The organism is Streptomyces sp. BL1 (assembly GCF_057628045.1).
Genome location: NZ_JBXYWZ010000002.1, coordinates 2,776,492 through 2,794,892 on the forward strand (window position 1 = coordinate 2,776,492; position 18,401 = coordinate 2,794,892).

Genomic DNA, 18,401 nt, shown 5'->3' on the forward strand with positions numbered 1-18,401 from the left:
CCGCGCCACATGCGCCGCGCCGGGTGGCTCCACCAGTTCTGCACCAGCCCCGCAGAAGGAGTGACGCGTGAGAAACCTGCCCCGCAAGAGATCCGCCGCGACCGCCGCCACCGCGCTCGTCGCCGCGTCCGCACTGCTCGCCCTCGGCGTCCAGGCACAGGCGACCGCCGCACCGGCGGCGCCGGCCGCGAAGCCCGACCCGGGCGCCCTCCCCGTGAAGCTGTCCCCGGCCCAGCACGCCGCGCTCATAGGCAAGGCCGACGCCGCCGAGGCGGCGACGGCCGACGCGCTGAAGCTGGGCGGCAAGGAAGCCCTCAAGGTCCGCGACGTCGTCAAGAACGCGGACGGCACCACCCACACACGCTACGAGCGCACGTACGGCGGACTCCCCGTCCTGGGCGGCGACTTGGTGGTCGAGGCCGGCAAGGACGGCGCCGTCCGGAACGTCGCCAAGGCCACGTCCGCCGCGCTCTCCCTCCGTACGGCCGACGCACCCGCCGCGCACAAGCCGGCCACTCCGGAGGCGAAGGGCAGCAAGGCGCCCCGCAAGGTCGTCTGGGCGGCCGAGGGGAAGCCCGTTCTCGCCTGGGAGACCGTCACCGGCGGCACGCAGAAGGACGGCACCCCGAACGAACTGCACACCGTCACCGACGCGGCCACCGGCAAGAAGCTGCACAACTATCAGGCCGTGCACGAGGGAACGGGCACCAGCCAGTACAGCGGCAAGGTCACCCTGGGCACCGCACAGTCCGGCAGCCAGTACACGCTGACCGACTCCGCACGCGGCGGCCACAAGACGACCAACCTCAACAGGGCGACCTCCGGGACCGGCACCCTGTTCACCGACGCCGACGACATGTGGGGCGACGGCACGCCGTCCAACACCCAGACAGCCGGCGTCGACGCGCACTACGGCGCGGCACTCACCTGGGACTACTACAAGAGCACGCACGGCCGCAGCGGCATCCGCGGCGACGGCGTGGGCGCGACCAGCCGGGTGCACTACGGCAACAACTACGTCAACGCCTTCTGGCAGGACTCCTGTTTCTGCATGACGTACGGCGACGGCACCGGCAACGCCAAGCCCCTCACGTCGATCGACGTCGCGGCCCACGAGATGTCGCACGGCGTCACGTCGGCCACCGCGGGGCTGCGCTACAGCCGCGAGTCGGGCGGTCTGAACGAGGCGACGTCCGACATCTTCGCCGCCGCCGTCGAGTTCGCCGCGAACAACTCGACCGACGTGGGCGACTACATGGTCGGCGAGAAGATCGACATCAACGGCAACGGCACCCCGCTGCGCTACATGGACCGCCCCAGCAAGGACGGCCAGTCGAAGGACTCCTGGTACCGGGGCGTCGGCAACGTCGACGTGCACTACTCGTCGGGTCCCGCCAACCACTTCTTCTACCTGCTGTCCGAGGGCAGCGGCGCGAAGGTGATCAACGGGGTCTCGTACAACTCCCCCACGTCCGACGGGAAGCCGGTCACCGGCATCGGCCGGGCCGCGGCGGAGAAGATCTGGTACAAGGCGCTGACCGAGCGCTTCACCACGACCACCGACTACGCGGCGGCGCGCACCGGCACGCTGCAGGCGGCGGCCGACCTGTACGGCACCAACAGCGCCCAGTACAAGGGCGTCGCGCACGCCTGGGCGGCCGTCAACGTGGGCGCCCGGCCCACCGCCTGACGCCGGCTCATCTGACGCCGCACATCTGACACCGGCGCGCTGACGCCGTCGGCAGCACAGAGGGAGCCGCGTCCGCATTGCGGGCGCGGCTTCCGTGTGAACGAACGAAATCCGGCCAACGTGCGGGTTGTTCACGCCGAATCAGTGACATGCACACGCCGGGAATGGCAGTCTTCCGGCGCACACACCAGAACCATACGCACACAGCACACTCGCACAACCGTTCCGCAGTTCTGCCCGGGCGGCGCCCTTCCCCTTGTGCCCGCCCGGCCCCCACGGCAGAAGGAGCCACCGAGTGACACGCAGCACCAGCATGCGCACCACCGCGAGAACCCGCACACGCAAGCGCGCAGGACGGATAACCGGAGCGCTCGCCGTCACGGGCGCACTCGTCGCGGCGGGCGTCACCGCCGGCACGGCAGGCGCGAACCCCTCCGACCCGCCGTCGACATTCCGTTCAGGGTCCGCCGCGGCCCCGATGTCCGCCTCCCAGCACACCGCGCTGATGAAGAAGGCGAGTTCCGCCGAGGCCACCTCGGCCGACGCGCGCACCCTCGGCCTGGGCGCCAAGGAGAAACTGCGCGTCAAGGACGTCGTCAAGAACAACGACGGCTCCACGCACACCCGTTACGAGCGCACGTACGACGGTCTGCCCGTCCTCGGCGGCGACCTCGTCGTGCACAGGTCGGCGTCCGGCAAGCACACCGGAACGTCCCGCGCCAGCACCGCGAAGGTCGCCGTCCGTACGACGCAGGCGGCCGCTGCGCACAAGCCCGTCACCCCGCAGGCGAAGGGCAGCGAGGCGCCCCGCAAGGTGATCTGGGCGGCCGACGGGAAGCCCGTCCTCGCCTGGGAGACCGTCACCGGCGGCACCCAGAAGAACGGCACCCCGAACGAACTGCACACCGTCACCGACGCGTCGACCGGCAAGAAGCTGGCCACGGTGCAGGGCGTCAAGGAGGGCACCGGCAAGAGCCAGTACAGCGGCGACGTGAAGCTCGGTACCTCCGGCTCGTCCGGCAAGTTCACGCTGACCGACAAGGACCGCGGCAGCAACAACACGCACACGCTGGACGGCGGACAGAGCGGCGAGGGCAAACTGCTCACCGACGAGGACGACAAGTGGGGCGACGGCACACCGGCCGACGCCCAGACAGCGGGCGTCGACGCGCACTACGGTTCGGCCGTCACCTGGGACTACTACAAGGCGGTGCACGGCCGTTCGGGCATCGCCGGCGACGGCAAGGGCGCGCTGAGCCGCGTGCACTACGGCAGCAACTACTCCAACGCGTTCTGGGAGGACGGCTGCTTCTGCATGACGTACGGCGACGGTGAGGGCAACAAGAAGCCCCTCACCTCCGTCGACGTCACGGCACACGAGATGTCGCACGGCGTCACCTCGTCCACCGCCAACCTCAACTACGAGGGCGAGTCCGGCGGTCTGAACGAGGGCACCTCCGACATCTTCGCCGCGGCAGTCGAGTTCAAGACCGCCGGCAAGAAGGACGTCCCCGACTACCTCGTCGGCGAACAGATCGACCTGCGGGGCGACGGCAAGCCGCTGCGCTACATGGACAAGCCCAGCAAGGACGGCAAGTCGCTGGACTACTGGTCCGAGGACGCCAAGAACGTCGACGTGCACTACTCGTCCGGCATCGCCAACCACTTCTTCTACCTGCTGTCCGAGGGCAGCGGCGCGAAGGAGATCAACGGCGTGAAGTACGACTCGCCCACGGCCGACGGTTCGAAGGTGAAGGGCATCGGCATCGGCAAGGCCGAGAAGATCTGGTACAAGGCGCTGACCGAGAACATGACGTCCACCACCGACTACGCGGCCGCCCGCAAGGCGACCGTGAAGGCGGCGACGGACCTGTACGGCGCGGACAGCACCGAGAAGAAGACGGTCGAGGCGGCCTGGACGGCCGTCAAGGTGAAGTAGCCCGGCACAGCCGGGACTTGCCCCCGGCGCCGCCGCACGCTCAGGGGAGCCGCGCCCGCACGACGGGCGCGGCTCCCGTACGACATCAGCGAGGCCCGCCGGGGCGTCAGCGCAGCAGCACTCCCGCCGTCTCGCCCGAACCGGACTCGGCGCCCTCGTCGGGCGGCACCGCCAGCAGGCCCATCTCGGCGGGCGAGGCGAGCAGCCGGTGCGCCGGCAGGATGCGCACCGTGTAGCCGAAGGAGCCCGTACGGTCCAGGGCCAGCGCCCCCTCGTACACCCAGCGCCCCTCCAGGTCCGGGCCGCCCGCCGGTTTCAACGGCACCCGTACGGCGTCCGCCGCGGCGATCCTGTCGAAGTCGTCCACCCGGCCGGCCACCGCCTGGACCTCCACCTCGCCGGGCTCCAGCGCTCCCAGGGCCACCCGTACGCGCAGGGTCAGCCCGGAGCCGAGCTCCAGCGCGTCGCCGCCGCCGTCGGCGGGCACCGCGTCACCCGGCAGCACCGACTCCACGTGGTCGACGGCCACATGCCGCCACTCGCCCCGCACCCGCGCCTTCCAGGACGCCAACTCCCGTGCCGGGTCCGGCCGGAGCTCGCGCTGCGCGTGCGCGGCCGGCGCGTACAGACGGCGCACGTACTCCCGCACCATCCTGTCGGCGTGCACCTTCGGGCCGAGCCGGGTGAGGGTCTGGCGGACCATCTCCACCCACCTGTCCGGCACGCCCGTACCGTCCAGCCCGCGGTCGTAGAAGGCCGGCGCCACATGGTCCTCGATGAGTTCGTACAGCGCGGACGCCTCGATGTCGTCCCGCCGGTCCGGGTCCTCGGCGGCCGCGCCGTCCGCGCTGGGCACCTCCCAGCCGAAGTCCGGCTCGTACCACTCGTCCCACCAGCCGTCCCGCACCGACAGGTTGAGACAGCCGTTCAGCGCGGCCTTCATGCCGCTCGTGCCGCACGCCTCCAGGGGCCGCAGCGGGTTGTTGAGCCACACGTCGCAGCCGGGGTAGAGCTTCTGCGCCATGCCCATCCCGTAGTCGGGCAGGAAGACGATGCGGTGCCGCACCCGCGGATCGTCGGCGAACCGCACGAGCTCCTGGATGAGCCGCTTCCCGCCGTCGTCCGCCGGGTGCGCCTTGCCCGCGATGACCAGCTGCACGGGGCGCTGCGGATGCAGGAGCAGCTCCATGAGCCGGTCGCGGTCGCGCAGCATGAGCGTCAGCCGTTTGTACGACGGCACCCTGCGCGCGAAGCCGATCGTCAGGACGTCCGGGTCGAGCACGTTGTCGACCCAGCCCAACTCGGCCTGCGAGGCGCCCCGCTGGCGCCATGACGCGTACAGCCGGGTGCGGACCTCCCGCACCAGCTGCTCACGCAGCGACCTGCGCAGCGACCACAGTCCCGCGTCGGTCGTACGGTGCACGTCCGCGGGCACTTCGGGGGCGACCCAGGTGGGGGCGTGCACCCCGTTCGTGATGGACGCGATCGGCACGTCGTCCGCGTCGAAACCGGGCCACAGTCCTGCGAACATGCCGCGGCTCACGCTGCCGTGCAGCGTGCTGACGCCGTTCGCACGCTGCGCGAGACGGAGCCCCATGACGGCCATGTTGAACAGGTTGGGCTCGCCCTCGGGGTATGTCTCCATGCCGAGCTTCAGCACGTTCTCGGCGTCCACGCCCGGCAGTTCGCCGTCCTCGCCGAAGTGCCGGGCGACGAGCTCCCTGTCGAACCGGTCGATGCCGGCGGGCACCGGCGTGTGCGTCGTGAAGACGGTGCCGGCCCGTACGGTCTCGACCGCCGCGGCGAAGTCGAGACCCGGCTCGTGGCCCAGCTCCCTGATGCGCTCCAGACCGAGGAAGCCGGCGTGCCCCTCGTTCGTGTGGAACACCTCGGGTTCCGGATGGCCGCTGATCCTGCAGTACGCGCGCAGGGCGCGCACCCCGCCGATGCCCAGCAGCATCTCCTGCAGCAGCCGGTGTTCGCTGCCGCCGCCGTACAGCCTGTCGGTGACGTCGCGCTCCCCCGCCGCGTTCTCCTCCACATCGGAGTCGAGCAGCAGCAGCGGCACCCGCCCGACCCGGGCGAGCCACACGTGTGCCACGAGCGCGCGGCCCGCCGGCAGCCGCAGCACGATCCGTACGGGCGCGCCGTCGCTCTCCCGCAGCAGCTCCACGGGCAGTTCGTCCGGGTCGAACACCGGATAGTGCTCCTGCTGCCAGCCGTCGGCTGACAGGCTCTGCCGGAAGTACCCGTGGCGGTAGAGCAGTCCCACCCCGAGCACCGGCACGCCGAGGTCGCTGGCGGCCTTGAGATGGTCCCCGGCGAGGATGCCGAGCCCTCCGCTGTACTGCGGCAGCGCGGCGGTGATGCCGAACTCCGGCGAGAAGTAGCCCACGGCGCGCGGCAGTTGACCGTTCTCCTCCTGATACCAGCGGGGCTCGCTCAGATAGTCCCTCAGGTCCCCCGCGGCCAGCTCCAGCCGGCGCAGGAACCCGCGGTCCCCGGCGAGCTCCGCGAGCCGGGCGTGCGGCACGGACCCCAGCAGCCGTACGGGGTCGCCTCCCGCGGCCTGCCAGCCCGCGGGGTCGATGCCACGGAACAGGGCTCGCGTCTCGGCATGCCAGGACCAGCGCAGATTGCGCGCCAACTCGGCCAGCGGACGGAGCGGTTCGGGAAGGACGGGGCGCACGGAAAATCGACGAATGGCCTTCACGGCTACGACGGTAACGCCCTCACCGCCCACATTGCTCCCCTTCACCCCGTTTCCCCGCAATATCCACTCTCGCGAGCCCCCCAACCGGAATCCCTCCTCTCACCCGGAACCCGGACCCCGCTCCGGCCGCGGCGGCTCTTGTGCGGTTCTCCCGGTGCGACGAAGCTGCTGGTTCGCGATGGCTGCTGATTCGTGACGGCCCGGGGGGGGGGGGGAGCTCGTATGTCATGCGATTCCAGGGGGAGATCCTTACGTTCGGTGGCGTGTGCCGCCGCCACCGTTGCCGTGCTGGGCGCGGTGACCTGGCCCGCGCACGCGGCATCCGCCGCCGAGGGGCGGGTCCTGGGGGCCGGCGCGCCGGCCGCCGTCGCCGGGAGTTACATCGTCGCCATGCATCCGGGGGCCCGGCTCACGGACCGGCACGGCGCTTCCGTACGTCACACGTACCGCACCGCGCTCGACGGTTACGCGGTCGAGGCGACCGCCGGACAGGCGCGGCAGCTGGCGGCCGAACCCGGCGTCGCCTCCGTCACGCAGGACATCACCGTCAGCATGCAGACCGCGCAGAAACGCCCGCCCTCCTGGGGACTGGACCGCGTCGACCAGGCGCGGCTGCCGCTGAACAAGAAGTACGCGCCCACGAAGGGCGACGGCAAGGGCGTGAAGGTGTACGTCATCGACACCGGCGTACGCGCCTCGCACAAGGACTTCGGCGGGCGCGTCAAGGGCGGCTGGGACTTCGTCGGCCGGGACCGCACCGCCAACGACGCGAACGGGCACGGCACGCACGTCGCCGCGACCGTCGCGGGCAGGACGTACGGCGTGGCGAAGCGGGCCACGATCGTGCCGGTACGGGTGCTGAACGCGAAGGGCCAGGGCTCGCTCGCGCGGGTCATCGCGGGCATCGACTGGGTCACGGCGCACGCCCGCAAGGGGTCGGTCGCCAACCTCAGCCTGGGCGGCGGCGCGCTGCCCCAACTGGACGCGGCGGTACGCAATTCCGTGCGCGAGGGCATCACGTACACCGTCGCGGCCGGCAACGACAGCGGCTACGCGGGCAGCCACTCACCGGCGCGGGTGAAGGAGGCGCTGACCGTCGGCGCCACGGACTCACGGGACAGGCGCGCGTCCTGGTCCAACTACGGCGGCAAACTGGACCTGTTCGCGCCCGGAGTGCGCATCACCTCGGCGGGCCACAGGAACAGCACGGCGCGGACGACCTTCAGCGGCACGTCGATGGCGGCCCCCCACGTGGCCGGAGCGGCGGCCCTCTACCTGTCCCGCCACCCGGGAGCCTCCCCCGCCAAGGTGGCCAAGGCCCTCAAGACCCGCGCCACACCCCACACCATCACCACCCCCGGCCCAGGCTCCCCGAACAAACTGCTGCGCGTCCCGTAATCCGCGTGCCGCCTCGCGCGGCGAGTCACCCGAGGCCCCGTGCCGCCGATTGCGGCGCGCGGGGTCCGAGTGCGTGCTACGTACGGGTAGTTCACGTACATACGGGATTGGCGTCCCGTGGTGGCGGGGCAGGCTTCACCGTGCACTCTCCCGCAGTCCCCGCCGGTCCCCCGCCGGCTTCCGCGGTGCCGTCGCGCCGCCACCCGCACCCGTGCCACCCCCCACCCGAGTGAACGCGCACAGGAGCGCAGATGCCCGCAGCCCGTAAGTCGCCCGCGGAGCAGGTAGAAAGAGCGGATACCCAGACAAAGGCCTCTCTCGCGGCGCCGTCCGGTGCCGTGCCCGCGGTGCCGCCCGGTACCGCGTCCGCTTCGTACCCAGTGTCAGGTGAGCCAATGATCGGTCGCATCCCCGTTCTTGATGTCCGGCCGTCCGTGGACTGCGGACGGCGCCCCGCGAAGGCGGCGGTCGGGGAGACCTTCCAGGTCTCCGCGACCGTCTTCCGGGAGGGGCACGATGCGGTCGGAGCCAACGTGGTGCTCAGGGGTCCCACGGGCCGCCAGGCCCCCTGGACTCCGCTGCGTGAACTCGCGCCCGGTACGGACCGGTGGGGAGCGGATGTCACTCCCGACGTCGAGGGCAGGTGGACGTACTCGGTCGAGGCGTGGGGAGATCCCGTCACCACCTGGCGGCAGCACGCGAAGATCAAGGTCCCGGCGGGCATGGACACCGAACTCACCCTGGAGGAAGGCGCCCGGCTGCACGAACGCGCCGCCGCCGGGGTGCCGAAGAACGACGGCCGGGCCGCGGTGCTGGACGCCGTGGACGCGCTCCGCGACACCTCCCGTACGGGTGCGGCGCGGCTCGGTGCCGCGCTGGCGCCGGAGGTGGCGGCGGTGCTGGACCGGTATCCGCTGCGCGAGATGGTGTCGACGTCGCGGGCGATGACGCTTCAAGTGGAGCGCAGGCGGGCACTGTTCGGGTCCTGGTACGAGCTGTTCCCGCGGTCCGAGGGGGCCGTTGTCGAAGAGAGCAGGCCCCCGGTGCCGGGGACCTTCCGTACGGCGGCCGAGCAGTTGGACACCGTCGCGGCGATGGGCTTCGACGTGGTCTACCTCCCGCCCGTCCACCCGATCGGCGACTCGTTCCGCAAGGGGCCCGACAACGCGCTGTCGGCGGGGCCGCACGATGTGGGCTCGCCGTGGGCGATCGGTTCGGCGGCCGGCGGGCACGACGCGCTCCACCCGGACCTGGGCACCTTCGAGGACTTCGAGCACTTCGTGGCGCGGGCGCGGGAGCTGCGCATGGAGGTGGCGCTGGACTTCGCGCTGCAGTGCTCGCCGGACCACCCGTGGGTGAAGAAGCATCCGGAGTGGTTCCGGCACCGGCCCGACGGGACGATCGCGTACGCGGAGAACCCGCCGAAGAAGTACCAGGACATCTACCCGCTGGCGTTCGGCGGCGCCGACGGTTCGGGTGAGGGCGATCCGGCGGCCTTCCGCGGCATCGTGCGGGAGACGCTGCGGCTGCTGCGCTTCTGGATGGACCGCGGTGTGCGGATCTTCCGGGTCGACAATCCGCACACGAAGCCGGTGGTCTTCTGGGAGAAGGTGATCGCGGACATCAACCGCACCGATCCCGATGTCCTCTTCCTCGCCGAGGCGTTCACGCGCCCCGCGATGATGCACACGCTGGCGCGGATCGGCTTCCAGCAGTCGTACACCTACTTCACCTGGCGGAACAGCAAGCAGGAACTGACGGAGTATCTGACGGAGCTGTCCGGCGACGCGGCCGCGTACATGCGTCCGAACTTCTTCGTCAACACCCCGGACATCCTGCACGCGTACCTCCAGGAAGGGGGGCGTCCGGCGTTCGAGACGCGGGCGGTGCTGGCGGCGACGCTGTCGCCCACGTGGGGTGTCTACGCCGGGTACGAATTGTGCGAGAACACTCCGCTGCGGGCGGGCAGCGAGGAGTATCTGCACTCCGAGAAGTACGAACTGCGACCCCGGGACCGGGCGGCGGCCGAGCGTGCGGGTACGTCTCTCGCCCCGCTGATCACGGCGCTCAACCGGCTGCGGCGCCGGCATCCGGCGCTTCAGGACCTGCGCTCACTGCGCTTCCACCGGGTCGACAACGACCAGGTTCTCGCCTATTCGAAGACGGTGGGAACCGACTCGGTGCTCGTGGTGGTCAACCTGGATCCACACCACACCCACGAAGCGACGGTGTCGTTGGACATGCCGGACTTGGAAACATTCGGCCTGACCCCCGCTCAGACGAGCGGAGCCGAGTCCTTCCCGGTGCGCGACGAGCTCACCGGCGAGACCTATCACTGGGGCAGGGACAACTATGTGCGGCTGACACCGGGGGGCGGCGGAGGTGCCTCCCCGGCCGCGGCGCACATCCTCACCCTGCGACCGTCCTCACCGACCGGAGGGTCACCCGCACTATGACCGTCAACGAGCCCGTCCACGACACTTTCGAGGACACGCCCGCCCAGGACCGCGACCCGGAATGGTTCAAGCGCGCGGTCTTCTACGAAGTCCTGGTCCGCTCCTTCCAGGACAGCAACGGTGACGGCATCGGGGATCTCAAGGGCCTCACCGCGAAGCTCGACTATCTGCAGTGGCTCGGCGTCGACTGTCTGTGGCTGCCGCCGTTCTTCCAGTCCCCGCTGAAGGACGGCGGGTACGACGTCTCCAACTACACGGCGGTCCTGCCGGAGTTCGGCGACCTCGCGGACTTCGTCGAATTCGTCGACGCGGCGCACCAGCGCGGCATGCGGGTCATCATCGACTTCGTCATGAACCACACCAGCGACCAGCACCCGTGGTTCCAGGAGTCCAGAACCGACCCCGAGGGGCCGTACGGGGACTACTACGTCTGGGCGGACGACGACAAGGCGTACGAGGACGCCCGCATCATCTTCGTGGACACCGAGGCGTCCAACTGGACGTTCGATCCCGTACGCAAGCAGTACTACTGGCACCGCTTCTTCTCGCACCAGCCGGATCTCAACTACGAGAACCCCGCGGTGCAGGAAGAGATGATTTCCGGACTGAAGTTCTGGCTGGACCTGGGGATCGACGGATTCCGCCTCGACGCGGTGCCGTATCTGTACGCGGAAGAGGGCACCAACTGCGAGAACCTGCCCCGGACGCACCACTTCCTGCAGCGGGTGCGGGAGGAGATCGACGCGCAGTATCCGGACACCGTGCTGCTCGCCGAGGCCAATCAGTGGCCCGAGGATGTCGTCGACTACTTCGGCGACTACGAAAAGGGCGGCGACGAGTGCCACATGGCGTTCCACTTCCCGGTGATGCCGCGGATCTTCATGGCGGTGCGGCGGGAGTCGCGCTACCCGGTGTCGGAGATCCTCGCCAAGACGCCGCAGATTCCCTCCGGCTGTCAGTGGGGCATCTTCCTGCGGAACCACGACGAGCTGACCCTCGAAATGGTGACCGACGAGGAACGCGACTACATGTACGCGGAGTACGCCAAGGACCCGCGTATGCGCGCCAACATCGGCATCCGCCGGCGGCTGGCCACGCTGCTCGACAACGACCGGAACCAGATCGAGCTGTTCACGGCGCTGCTGCTGTCCCTGCCCGGTTCGCCGATCCTGTACTACGGCGACGAGATCGGCATGGGCGACAACATCTGGCTGGGCGACCGGGACGCCGTACGGACGCCGATGCAGTGGACCCCGGACCGGAACGCGGGCTTCTCGTCCTGCGATCCGGCACGGCTGTATCTGCCGACAATCATGGACCCGGTGTACGGCTATCAGGTGACGAATGTCGAGGCGTCCATGTCCTCGCCGTCGTCGCTGCTGCACTGGACCCGCCGGATGATCGAGATCCGGAAGCAGAACCCGGCGTTCGGGCTCGGTACGTACACCGAACTCTCCTCGTCCAACCCGTCGGTGCTGGCGTTCCTCCGCGAACACGAGGACGACCTCGTGATGTGCGTGCACAATTTCTCGCGGTTCCCGCAGCCCACCGAACTCGATCTCCAGGTGTTCAACGGGCGGGTGCCGGTGGAACTGATCGGCGGCGTACGGTTCCCGCCGGTCGGCGAACTGCCTTATCTGCTCACGCTGGCCGGCCACGGCTTCTACTGGTTCCGGCTGCGCCGTTCGCACTGAACCGTTCGCTTCCGGGGCGGCGTGCCGTGGCATGACCTCACCCGCCCCGGGGCACTCTTGTCCGTATCTCCCCGTGCCGTTCTGGCGCGTTGGGCCGCTAGCCCGCACGGTCGATACTCGTTCGACACGTCCCGCCATGCCGGACAGCCCATGCCGCAATCCGGGACACTCTGCGTACCTTTTCGTGTGCCCGGGGAAAGGACGCCATGCCGGAAAGTTCCTTGCCCCTTACCGCGGTTCCGAACGCCTCCGCGCTGCTGAGTTCACTCACGCCCCTGCTGGCCGAGTGGCTGCCGCGGCAGCGCTGGTTCGCGGGGAAGGGGCGTGCGATCAGGGGGTTCACCCTGGTCGCGGCCGCCGAACTCATGCCCTGTGCGGGCCCGTCACCGGCGCCGCCGGGCCTGCTCCATCTGCTGCTGCGGACGCGGCAGTCACCGCTGCCCCTGTCCGCGGAGGGGGAGGAGGACGCCGTACTCTCCGCGGACTGCTATCAACTCCTGCTCGGCGTACGGGAGACCGTGCCGCCCCGGCTGGCGCCCGCCGTGCTCGGCCGCGCCTCGGGCGGGCCGCTGCACGGCAGGACGGTCTACGAGGCGCTGCACGATCCGCAGCTGACGACGGTGCTGCTGGAGCGGCTGCGGACGCCGGGCCGGCTCGGCCCGCTGCGCTTCTCCCGCGAGCCGGAGGCGCGGATCCCGGCGGGGCCGCGGCCCCGGCCGCTCGCCGCCGAGCAGTCCAACTCCTCGGTGGTGTACGGCGACTCGCACATCCTCAAGGTGTTCCGGCGCGTCAGCCCCGGCATCAACCCGGATCTGGAACTCTCGCGCGCGCTGGCCCGGCAGGGCTCGTCGCGGGTGCCGGCGCCGGCCGCGTGGTACGAGGCGGACGCCGAGGGGCACCCGGACCCGATGACGCTCGGAGTGCTGCAGCCGTATCTGTCCGGCACCCACGACGGATGGCAGCTCGCGCTGGAGGCGCTCGGCACCGGCCGCGACTTCACGGAGGACGCGTACGCGCTGGGCCGGGCCACGGCCGAGGTGCACACGGGGCTCGCCGCCGCGCTGCCGACGAGCGTGCTGGACCGGCCCCGGCTGGAGCGGGTCGCCGCGGGGATGACCGAACGGCTGGAGGCGGCGGCCGTCGCCGTCCCGGCGCTGCGGCCCTATGTCTCCGGTCTCCGCAAGGCGTTCGCGGAGCTGGCCGGTACGACGGCGCCGTGCCGGGTGCAGCGCGTGCACGGCGATCTGCACCTGGGCCAGACGCTGCGGGACACCGACGGCAGCTGGTCGCTGATCGACTTCGAGGGCGAACCGGCCCGCCCGCTCGCCGAACGCCGCCGCCCGCAGCCGCCCGTCCGGGACGTCGCCGGGATGCTGCGCTCCTTCGACTACGCCGCGTGCCAGGGCGAGGGAGGCGTCGGCGCGGAGGAGTGGGCGGTGGCCAACCGGCACGCGTACTGCGCCGGTTACGCCGAGGAGGCGGGTACCGACCCGCGCGAGAGCGACGCACTGCTGCGCGCGTACGAGACCGACAAGGCCGTCTACGAGGTGCTGTACGAAGCACGGCACCGCCCGGACTGGCTCACCATCCCGCTGTCCGCCATCAGCCGCCTGGCGGACTCGCACTCTCTCAGGAGGTTCTGACAGTGACCGCCCCCCAGCCCCCGGCCGACCCGGGCAGGAACGCCCCCGTCCCCTCCACGTTCCTCCCCTCCCCCGCAGACGGGTCCCCCGCTGACGGACACCTTGAAGAACCGGCCGGCGCGGCCGGGTCCTCCCCCGAGGCGGCTGCGGGGGACGGTCCGGCGGACGACACCGGCGCCCCGGACCCGTCGCAGGGCCCGCCGGCCCCGTCGGCCCCGCCGGCCCCCGCGCCCGCAACTCCCGCGCCCCGCACGGCCGATGACACCGCAGCGCCCGGCGGTCACGGAGTGCGGCCCGCGCCGCCCGTGCCCGCCGCGGAGCGCCGGCGGCTGCTGGACGGGGCGCACCACGACCCGCACAGCGTCCTCGGCGCCCATCTGACGCGCGGCGGTGTGACGTTCAGGACGCTGCGCCCGTACGCGCGGTCCGTCACCGTTCTCGCGAAGGGGCTCCGCAGTGAACTGCACGACGAGGGCGAGGGGTTCTTCGCCGGCACGCTGCCGCTCCCGGAGATCCCCGACTACGAGCTGCTGATCCGGTACGGGGAGAAGCCCGGCGTGGACGAGGTGCGCTCCCTCGACCCGTACCGCTTCCTGCCCGCCCTCGGCGAGCTGGACCTGCATCTGATCACGGAGGGCCGGCACGAGCAGCTGTGGCAGGCGCTGGGCGCGCAGCCGATGACGCACGACGGCGCCGCCGGCACCCGCTTCACGGTGTGGGCGCCGAACGCGCGCGGGGTCCGCGTCGCCGGGGACTTCAACTACTGGGACGGTACGGCCTCTCCGATGCGCTCGCTCGGGTCGTGCGGCGTGTGGGAGGTGTTCCTGCCGGACGTCGGCGAGGGCGCGCTGTACAAGTTCGACGTGTGCGCCGCCGACGGCGGCCACTCGCTCCGCGCCGACCCGATGGCCCGCCGCGCCGAGTGCCCGCCGGCGAACGCGTCGGTCGTGCACACCAGCACGCACACCTGGTCGTCCGGCGACGCGGACTGGCTCGCGCACCGCGGCGACCGCTCCCCGCACGAGGCCCCGCTGTCCGTGTACGAGGTGCATCTGACCTCCTGGCGGCCCGGCCTCGGCTACCGCGAACTCGCCGAGCAGCTGCCCGCGTACGTGAAGGACCTCGGGTTCACGCACGTCGAGCTGATGCCGGTCGCCGAGCATCCGTTCGGCGGCTCCTGGGGCTATCAGGTCACCGGCTGTTACGCGCCCACCGCACGCCTCGGCACCCCGGACGACTTCAAGTTCCTCGTCGACGCGCTGCACCGGGCCGGCATCGGCGTACTGATGGACTGGGTGCCCGCGCACTTCCCGAAGGACGAGTGGGCGCTGGCCCGGTTCGACGGCACACCGCTGTACGAGCACGCCGACCCGGAGCGCGCCGAGCATCCGGACTGGGGCACGCTGGAGTTCGACTTCGGCCGCCGCGAGGTGCGCAACTTCCTGGTCGCCAACGCGGTGTACTGGTGCGAGGAGTTCCACCTGGACGGGCTGCGCGTGGACGCCGTCGCCTCGATGCTCTACCTGGACTACTCGCGCGAGGACGGCGGGTGGACGCCGAACGAGCACGGCGGCCGGGAGAACCTCGACGCGGTCGCGTTCCTGCAGGAGATGAACGCCACCCTGTACCGCCGCTGCCCGGGCGTGATCACCGCGGCCGAGGAGTCCACCGCCTGGGACGGCGTCACCCGCGCCACCCACCACGTCGGCGAGGCCGGCTTCGGCGGGCTCGGCTTCGGCTTCAAGTGGAACATGGGCTGGATGCACGACTCGCTGACGTACATGTCCAAGGAGCCGGTGCACCGCAAGTACCACCACGGCGACATGACGTTCTCCATGGTGTACGCCTACTCGGAGAACTACGTACTGCCCATCTCGCACGACGAGGTGGTGCACGGAAAGCGCTCGCTGGTCTCCAAGATGCCCGGCGACTGGTGGCAGCAGCGCGCCGGACACCGCGCCTATCTGGGCTTCATGTGGGCGCACCCGGGCAAGCAACTCCTCTTCATGGGGCAGGAGTTCGCGCAGGGCGCCGAGTGGTCGGAGAGCCACGGCCCGGACTGGTGGCTGCTCGACCCCTCGTACTCCGCCGAGGCCGACCACCGCGGCGTACGGGACGCGGTGCGGGACCTCAACGCGGAGTATCTGCGCACCCCGGCCCTGTGGGAGCGGGACACCGACCCGGGCGGCTTCGCCTGGGTCGACGGCGACGCGAGCGAGGACAACGTCCTCGCGTTCCTCCGCTTCGCCGCCGACGGCTCCCCGCTGCTCGCGGTCTCCAACTTCTCGCCGGTGCCCCGCCCTTCGTACCGGCTGGGCATCCCCGACACGTACGAGACGTGGCACGAGGTGCTCAACACGGACGCGCTGCGGTACGGGGGCGGCGACGTGCGCAACCCGGAGCCGCTGAAGCGGGAGACCGTGCCGGCCCACGGCCGCACGGTGTCCCTCACGCCGGTACTGCCGCCCCTGGCGACCGTCTGGTTCAAGCCGATGTGACCCCCGCGTCGCCGGACGGGGCGTTCGCCGGGCTGTGCAGTCCGTCCGGCAGCGCCCCGGTGTGCACGACGTCCAGGGTGCGCGTGGCGCGGGTCAGCGCCACGTACAGATCGCTGGTGCCGAAGTGCGCCGGTTCCACGACGACGACCGCGTCGAATTCGAGGCCCTTGGCCTGCCGGGGCGCCAACAGCACGACGGGGCGCGTCAGATCGGGATCGGTGCCCCGCGCGGCGTCGGGCAGCCGCTCCGTGAGCGCGTCGTGCAGGTCCGCCGGCGCGATCACCGCGAGCCGTCCCTCGTCCGGCGCGGCCGCGGCGACGGCCTCGGCGACCGTGTCCGCCACGGCGCCGTCCGCCTCCCACAGCCGGGGCGGCTCGCCCGTGGAACGCACCGAGCCGGGCGGCTCGAAGTCCGGGTGCTCGGCCCGCAGTACACCGGCGGCGACGTCCATGATCTCGGCGGGGGTGCGGTAGTTGACGCCGAGGCGGGTGTGCTCCCAGCGGTCGCCGACGTACGGGTCGAGGATCTCCTTCCACGAGCCGACGCCGGCCTCCTCGGCGGTCTGCGCCGGGTCGCCGACGAGCGTCATGGACCGGGTGGGGCAGCGCCGCATCAGCAGCCGCCACGCCATCGGCGACAGCTCCTGCGCCTCGTCGACGATGATGTGCCCGAACGCCCAGGTGCGGTCGGCGGCGGCGCGTTCGGCCGCGGTGCGGTGGTCCTCCTCCTCCTGGCGTTCGGCCATCCGCTCCGCGTCGACGATGTCCTGGACGCCGAGCACCTCGGAGTCCTCGTCGTCCTTGTCCTCGAACTCGTAGGTACGGGAGGCGTACGACACGTCCAGCACGCCCTGCGCGTACGCGATCCGCTCCAGCCGCTGGGCCTCCTCCGTGGCCCGCCGCGCCCGGTCGTCCTCGCCGAGCAGCTCGGCGGCCTCGTCCAGCAGCGGTACGTCGGCGGGCGTCCACTCGCCGGCCTGCGCGGCGGAACGCCGCAGTGCCGCCGCGTCCTCCTCGGACAGATGGCTCGGATCCGCCAGGAAGGCCGCCACGAGCTGGTGCGGCGTCAGCACGGGCCACAGCTGGTCGATCGCGGCGTGCACCTGCTCGTTGGCGCCGAGCTCGTCGCGGATCTGCGTGAGGTCGGCGGGGTCCAGCAGATTGCTGCCGTCGTACGGGTCGGTGCCGATCCGCTCGGCGACCATCTCGGTGAGGGTGTTGAGGATGTGGCCCTCGAAGTGCTCGCGGGCCGCGTTGTGCGGGAGGTCCAGGGCGCGGGTGCGGTCGCGGGCGACGCGCGCCAGATCGTCGTCGAGCATCAGCACGTCCCGGTCGTGCTCGATGGCGATCACCGGGTCGGGCAGCGCCTGCCGGTCCCGTACGACCGCGGCCAGCACCTCCGCCATGCCGGCCCGCCCCTTCACGGCGGCGGCCTCCGGAGTGTCCGTCCCGGTGGCGCGCGTTCCGGGGAAGAGCTCGCCGAGGGTGGAGAGCAGCACCCCGGTCTCGCCGAGGGAGGGCAGCACTTCGCCGATGTAGCCGAGGAACGCCGGGTTCGGGCCGACGATCAGCACGGCGCGCCGGGCCAGCACCTCGCGGTGCTCGTAGAGCAGGTACGCGGCACGGTGCAGCGCCACGGCGGTCTTGCCCGTGCCGGGCCCGCCCTCGACGACGAGCACGCCGCGGTGCGGGGCGCGGATGATGCGGTCCTGCTCGGCCTGGATGGTCTGCACGATGTCGCCCATCCGCCCGGTGCGGGCGGAGTTCAGCGCGGCCAGCAGCACCGCGTCGCCGCTGGGGTCCTCGTATCCGGTGCGCTCCTCGTCGCCGAGGTCGAGGATCTCGTCGTGCAGCGCCCGCACCTCGCGGCCCTGCATGGTGATGTGCCGCCGGCGGCGCAGCCCCATCGGCGTGTGCCCGGTGGCGAGATAGAAGGGCCGGGCGACGGGTGCCCGCCAGTCGATGAGGACCGGGGTGCGCTCCTCGTCGTCCTCGCGGATGCCGATCCGCCCGATGTGGTGGTGGCCGTCCCCGGCGAGGTCGATCCGGCCGAAGCACAGCGCGCCGTCGACGGCGTTGAGCGCGGCGAGCAGCCCGGACCGTTCGGCCACCAGCACATCCCGCTCGATACGCGCCTGCATTCCGTTGCCCACCGGCTCCAGCGCCCCGGCGACGGAGTTCTCCGTGTCCCCGCGCAGCGCGTCCACCCGCCGGTACAACCGGTCGATGAATTCCTGCTCCTGCCGCAATTCCTTGTTTGACAACGTCACTCCCGCCCGTATATGCTGTGAACTCAGCGTCATTCTTTGTGACTTGGCGAAGAAGTCACGAAGGATCGAATATACCGAAAGAAATCCCCGGGCCGCAATTC

At 71.2% G+C, this 18,401-nt stretch carries 9 protein-coding genes; 7 read left to right on the forward strand and 2 right to left on the reverse strand.

The window, feature by feature from the left end:
• The first annotated feature begins 67 nt into the window (after nucleotides 1-67).
• Nucleotides 68-1,690, forward strand: a complete 1,623-nt coding sequence (locus tag AC3AGO_RS12155; RefSeq protein WP_487820180.1) for a M4 family metallopeptidase — start codon at nucleotides 68-70, stop codon at nucleotides 1,688-1,690.
• Nucleotides 1,691-2,003: 313 nt separating this feature from the next.
• Entirely contained in the window at nucleotides 2,004-3,629 is a 1,626-nt protein-coding gene (locus AC3AGO_RS12160; protein WP_487824629.1) for a M4 family metallopeptidase, read from the forward strand.
• A gap of 106 nt (nucleotides 3,630-3,735) precedes the next feature.
• Here the strand turns inward: AC3AGO_RS12160 and glgP are convergent, their stop codons facing one another.
• Nucleotides 3,736-6,342, reverse strand: coding sequence for an alpha-glucan family phosphorylase (gene glgP / locus AC3AGO_RS12165; RefSeq protein WP_487820181.1), 2,607 nt, complete (start codon nucleotides 6,340-6,342; stop codon nucleotides 3,736-3,738).
• A gap of 258 nt (nucleotides 6,343-6,600) precedes the next feature.
• On the opposite strand from glgP, the gene AC3AGO_RS12170 reads away from it, so the two are divergent.
• The 5 genes from AC3AGO_RS12170 to glgB all read left to right on the forward strand — a co-directional run bounded on the left by AC3AGO_RS12170 (nucleotide 6,601) and on the right by glgB (nucleotide 16,031).
• On the forward strand, nucleotides 6,601-7,740 hold the full coding sequence (locus tag AC3AGO_RS12170; RefSeq protein ID WP_487820182.1) for a S8 family peptidase: 1,140 nt from the start codon (nucleotides 6,601-6,603) through the stop codon (nucleotides 7,738-7,740).
• 395 nt (nucleotides 7,741-8,135) lie between these two features.
• A complete protein-coding gene (locus tag AC3AGO_RS12175; RefSeq protein ID WP_487820183.1) occupies nucleotides 8,136-10,196 on the forward strand; it encodes an alpha-1,4-glucan--maltose-1-phosphate maltosyltransferase in 2,061 nt (686 codons plus the stop codon).
• Nucleotides 10,193-11,890 (forward strand): maltose alpha-D-glucosyltransferase, encoded by a 1,698-nt coding sequence (gene treS, locus AC3AGO_RS12180; RefSeq protein WP_487820184.1) that lies wholly within the window; start codon nucleotides 10,193-10,195, stop codon nucleotides 11,888-11,890. Before AC3AGO_RS12175 ends, treS begins: the two co-directional genes overlap by 4 nt.
• 206 nt (nucleotides 11,891-12,096) lie before the next feature.
• Entirely contained in the window at nucleotides 12,097-13,533 is a 1,437-nt protein-coding gene (locus AC3AGO_RS12185) for a maltokinase N-terminal cap-like domain-containing protein (protein ID WP_487820185.1), read from the forward strand.
• A 2-nt stretch (nucleotides 13,534-13,535) separates the two neighbouring features.
• On the forward strand, nucleotides 13,536-16,031 hold the full coding sequence (glgB, locus tag AC3AGO_RS12190) for a 1,4-alpha-glucan branching enzyme (protein WP_487820186.1): 2,496 nt from the start codon (nucleotides 13,536-13,538) through the stop codon (nucleotides 16,029-16,031).
• Here glgB and AC3AGO_RS12195 read toward each other — a convergent pair.
• Nucleotides 16,018-18,333: a HelD family protein gene (locus AC3AGO_RS12195; protein WP_487820187.1), complete on the reverse strand. Its 2,316-nt coding sequence runs from the start codon at nucleotides 18,331-18,333 to the stop codon at nucleotides 16,018-16,020. The genes glgB and AC3AGO_RS12195 overlap by 14 nt on opposite strands.
• Nucleotides 18,334-18,401 lie beyond the last annotated feature (68 nt).

Coding starts and splice junctions, on each gene's coding strand:
- AC3AGO_RS12195 (WP_487820187.1), bottom strand. CDS start 18,333: ATGACGCTGAGTTCACAGCATATACGGGCGGGAGTGACGTTGTCAAAC.
- AC3AGO_RS12185 (WP_487820185.1), top strand. CDS start 12,097: ATGCCGGAAAGTTCCTTGCCCCTTACCGCGGTTCCGAACGCCTCCGCG.
- AC3AGO_RS12175 (WP_487820183.1), top strand. CDS start 8,136: ATGATCGGTCGCATCCCCGTTCTTGATGTCCGGCCGTCCGTGGACTGC.
- AC3AGO_RS12160 (WP_487824629.1), top strand. CDS start 2,004: ATGCGCACCACCGCGAGAACCCGCACACGCAAGCGCGCAGGACGGATA.
- treS (WP_487820184.1), top strand. CDS start 10,193: ATGACCGTCAACGAGCCCGTCCACGACACTTTCGAGGACACGCCCGCC.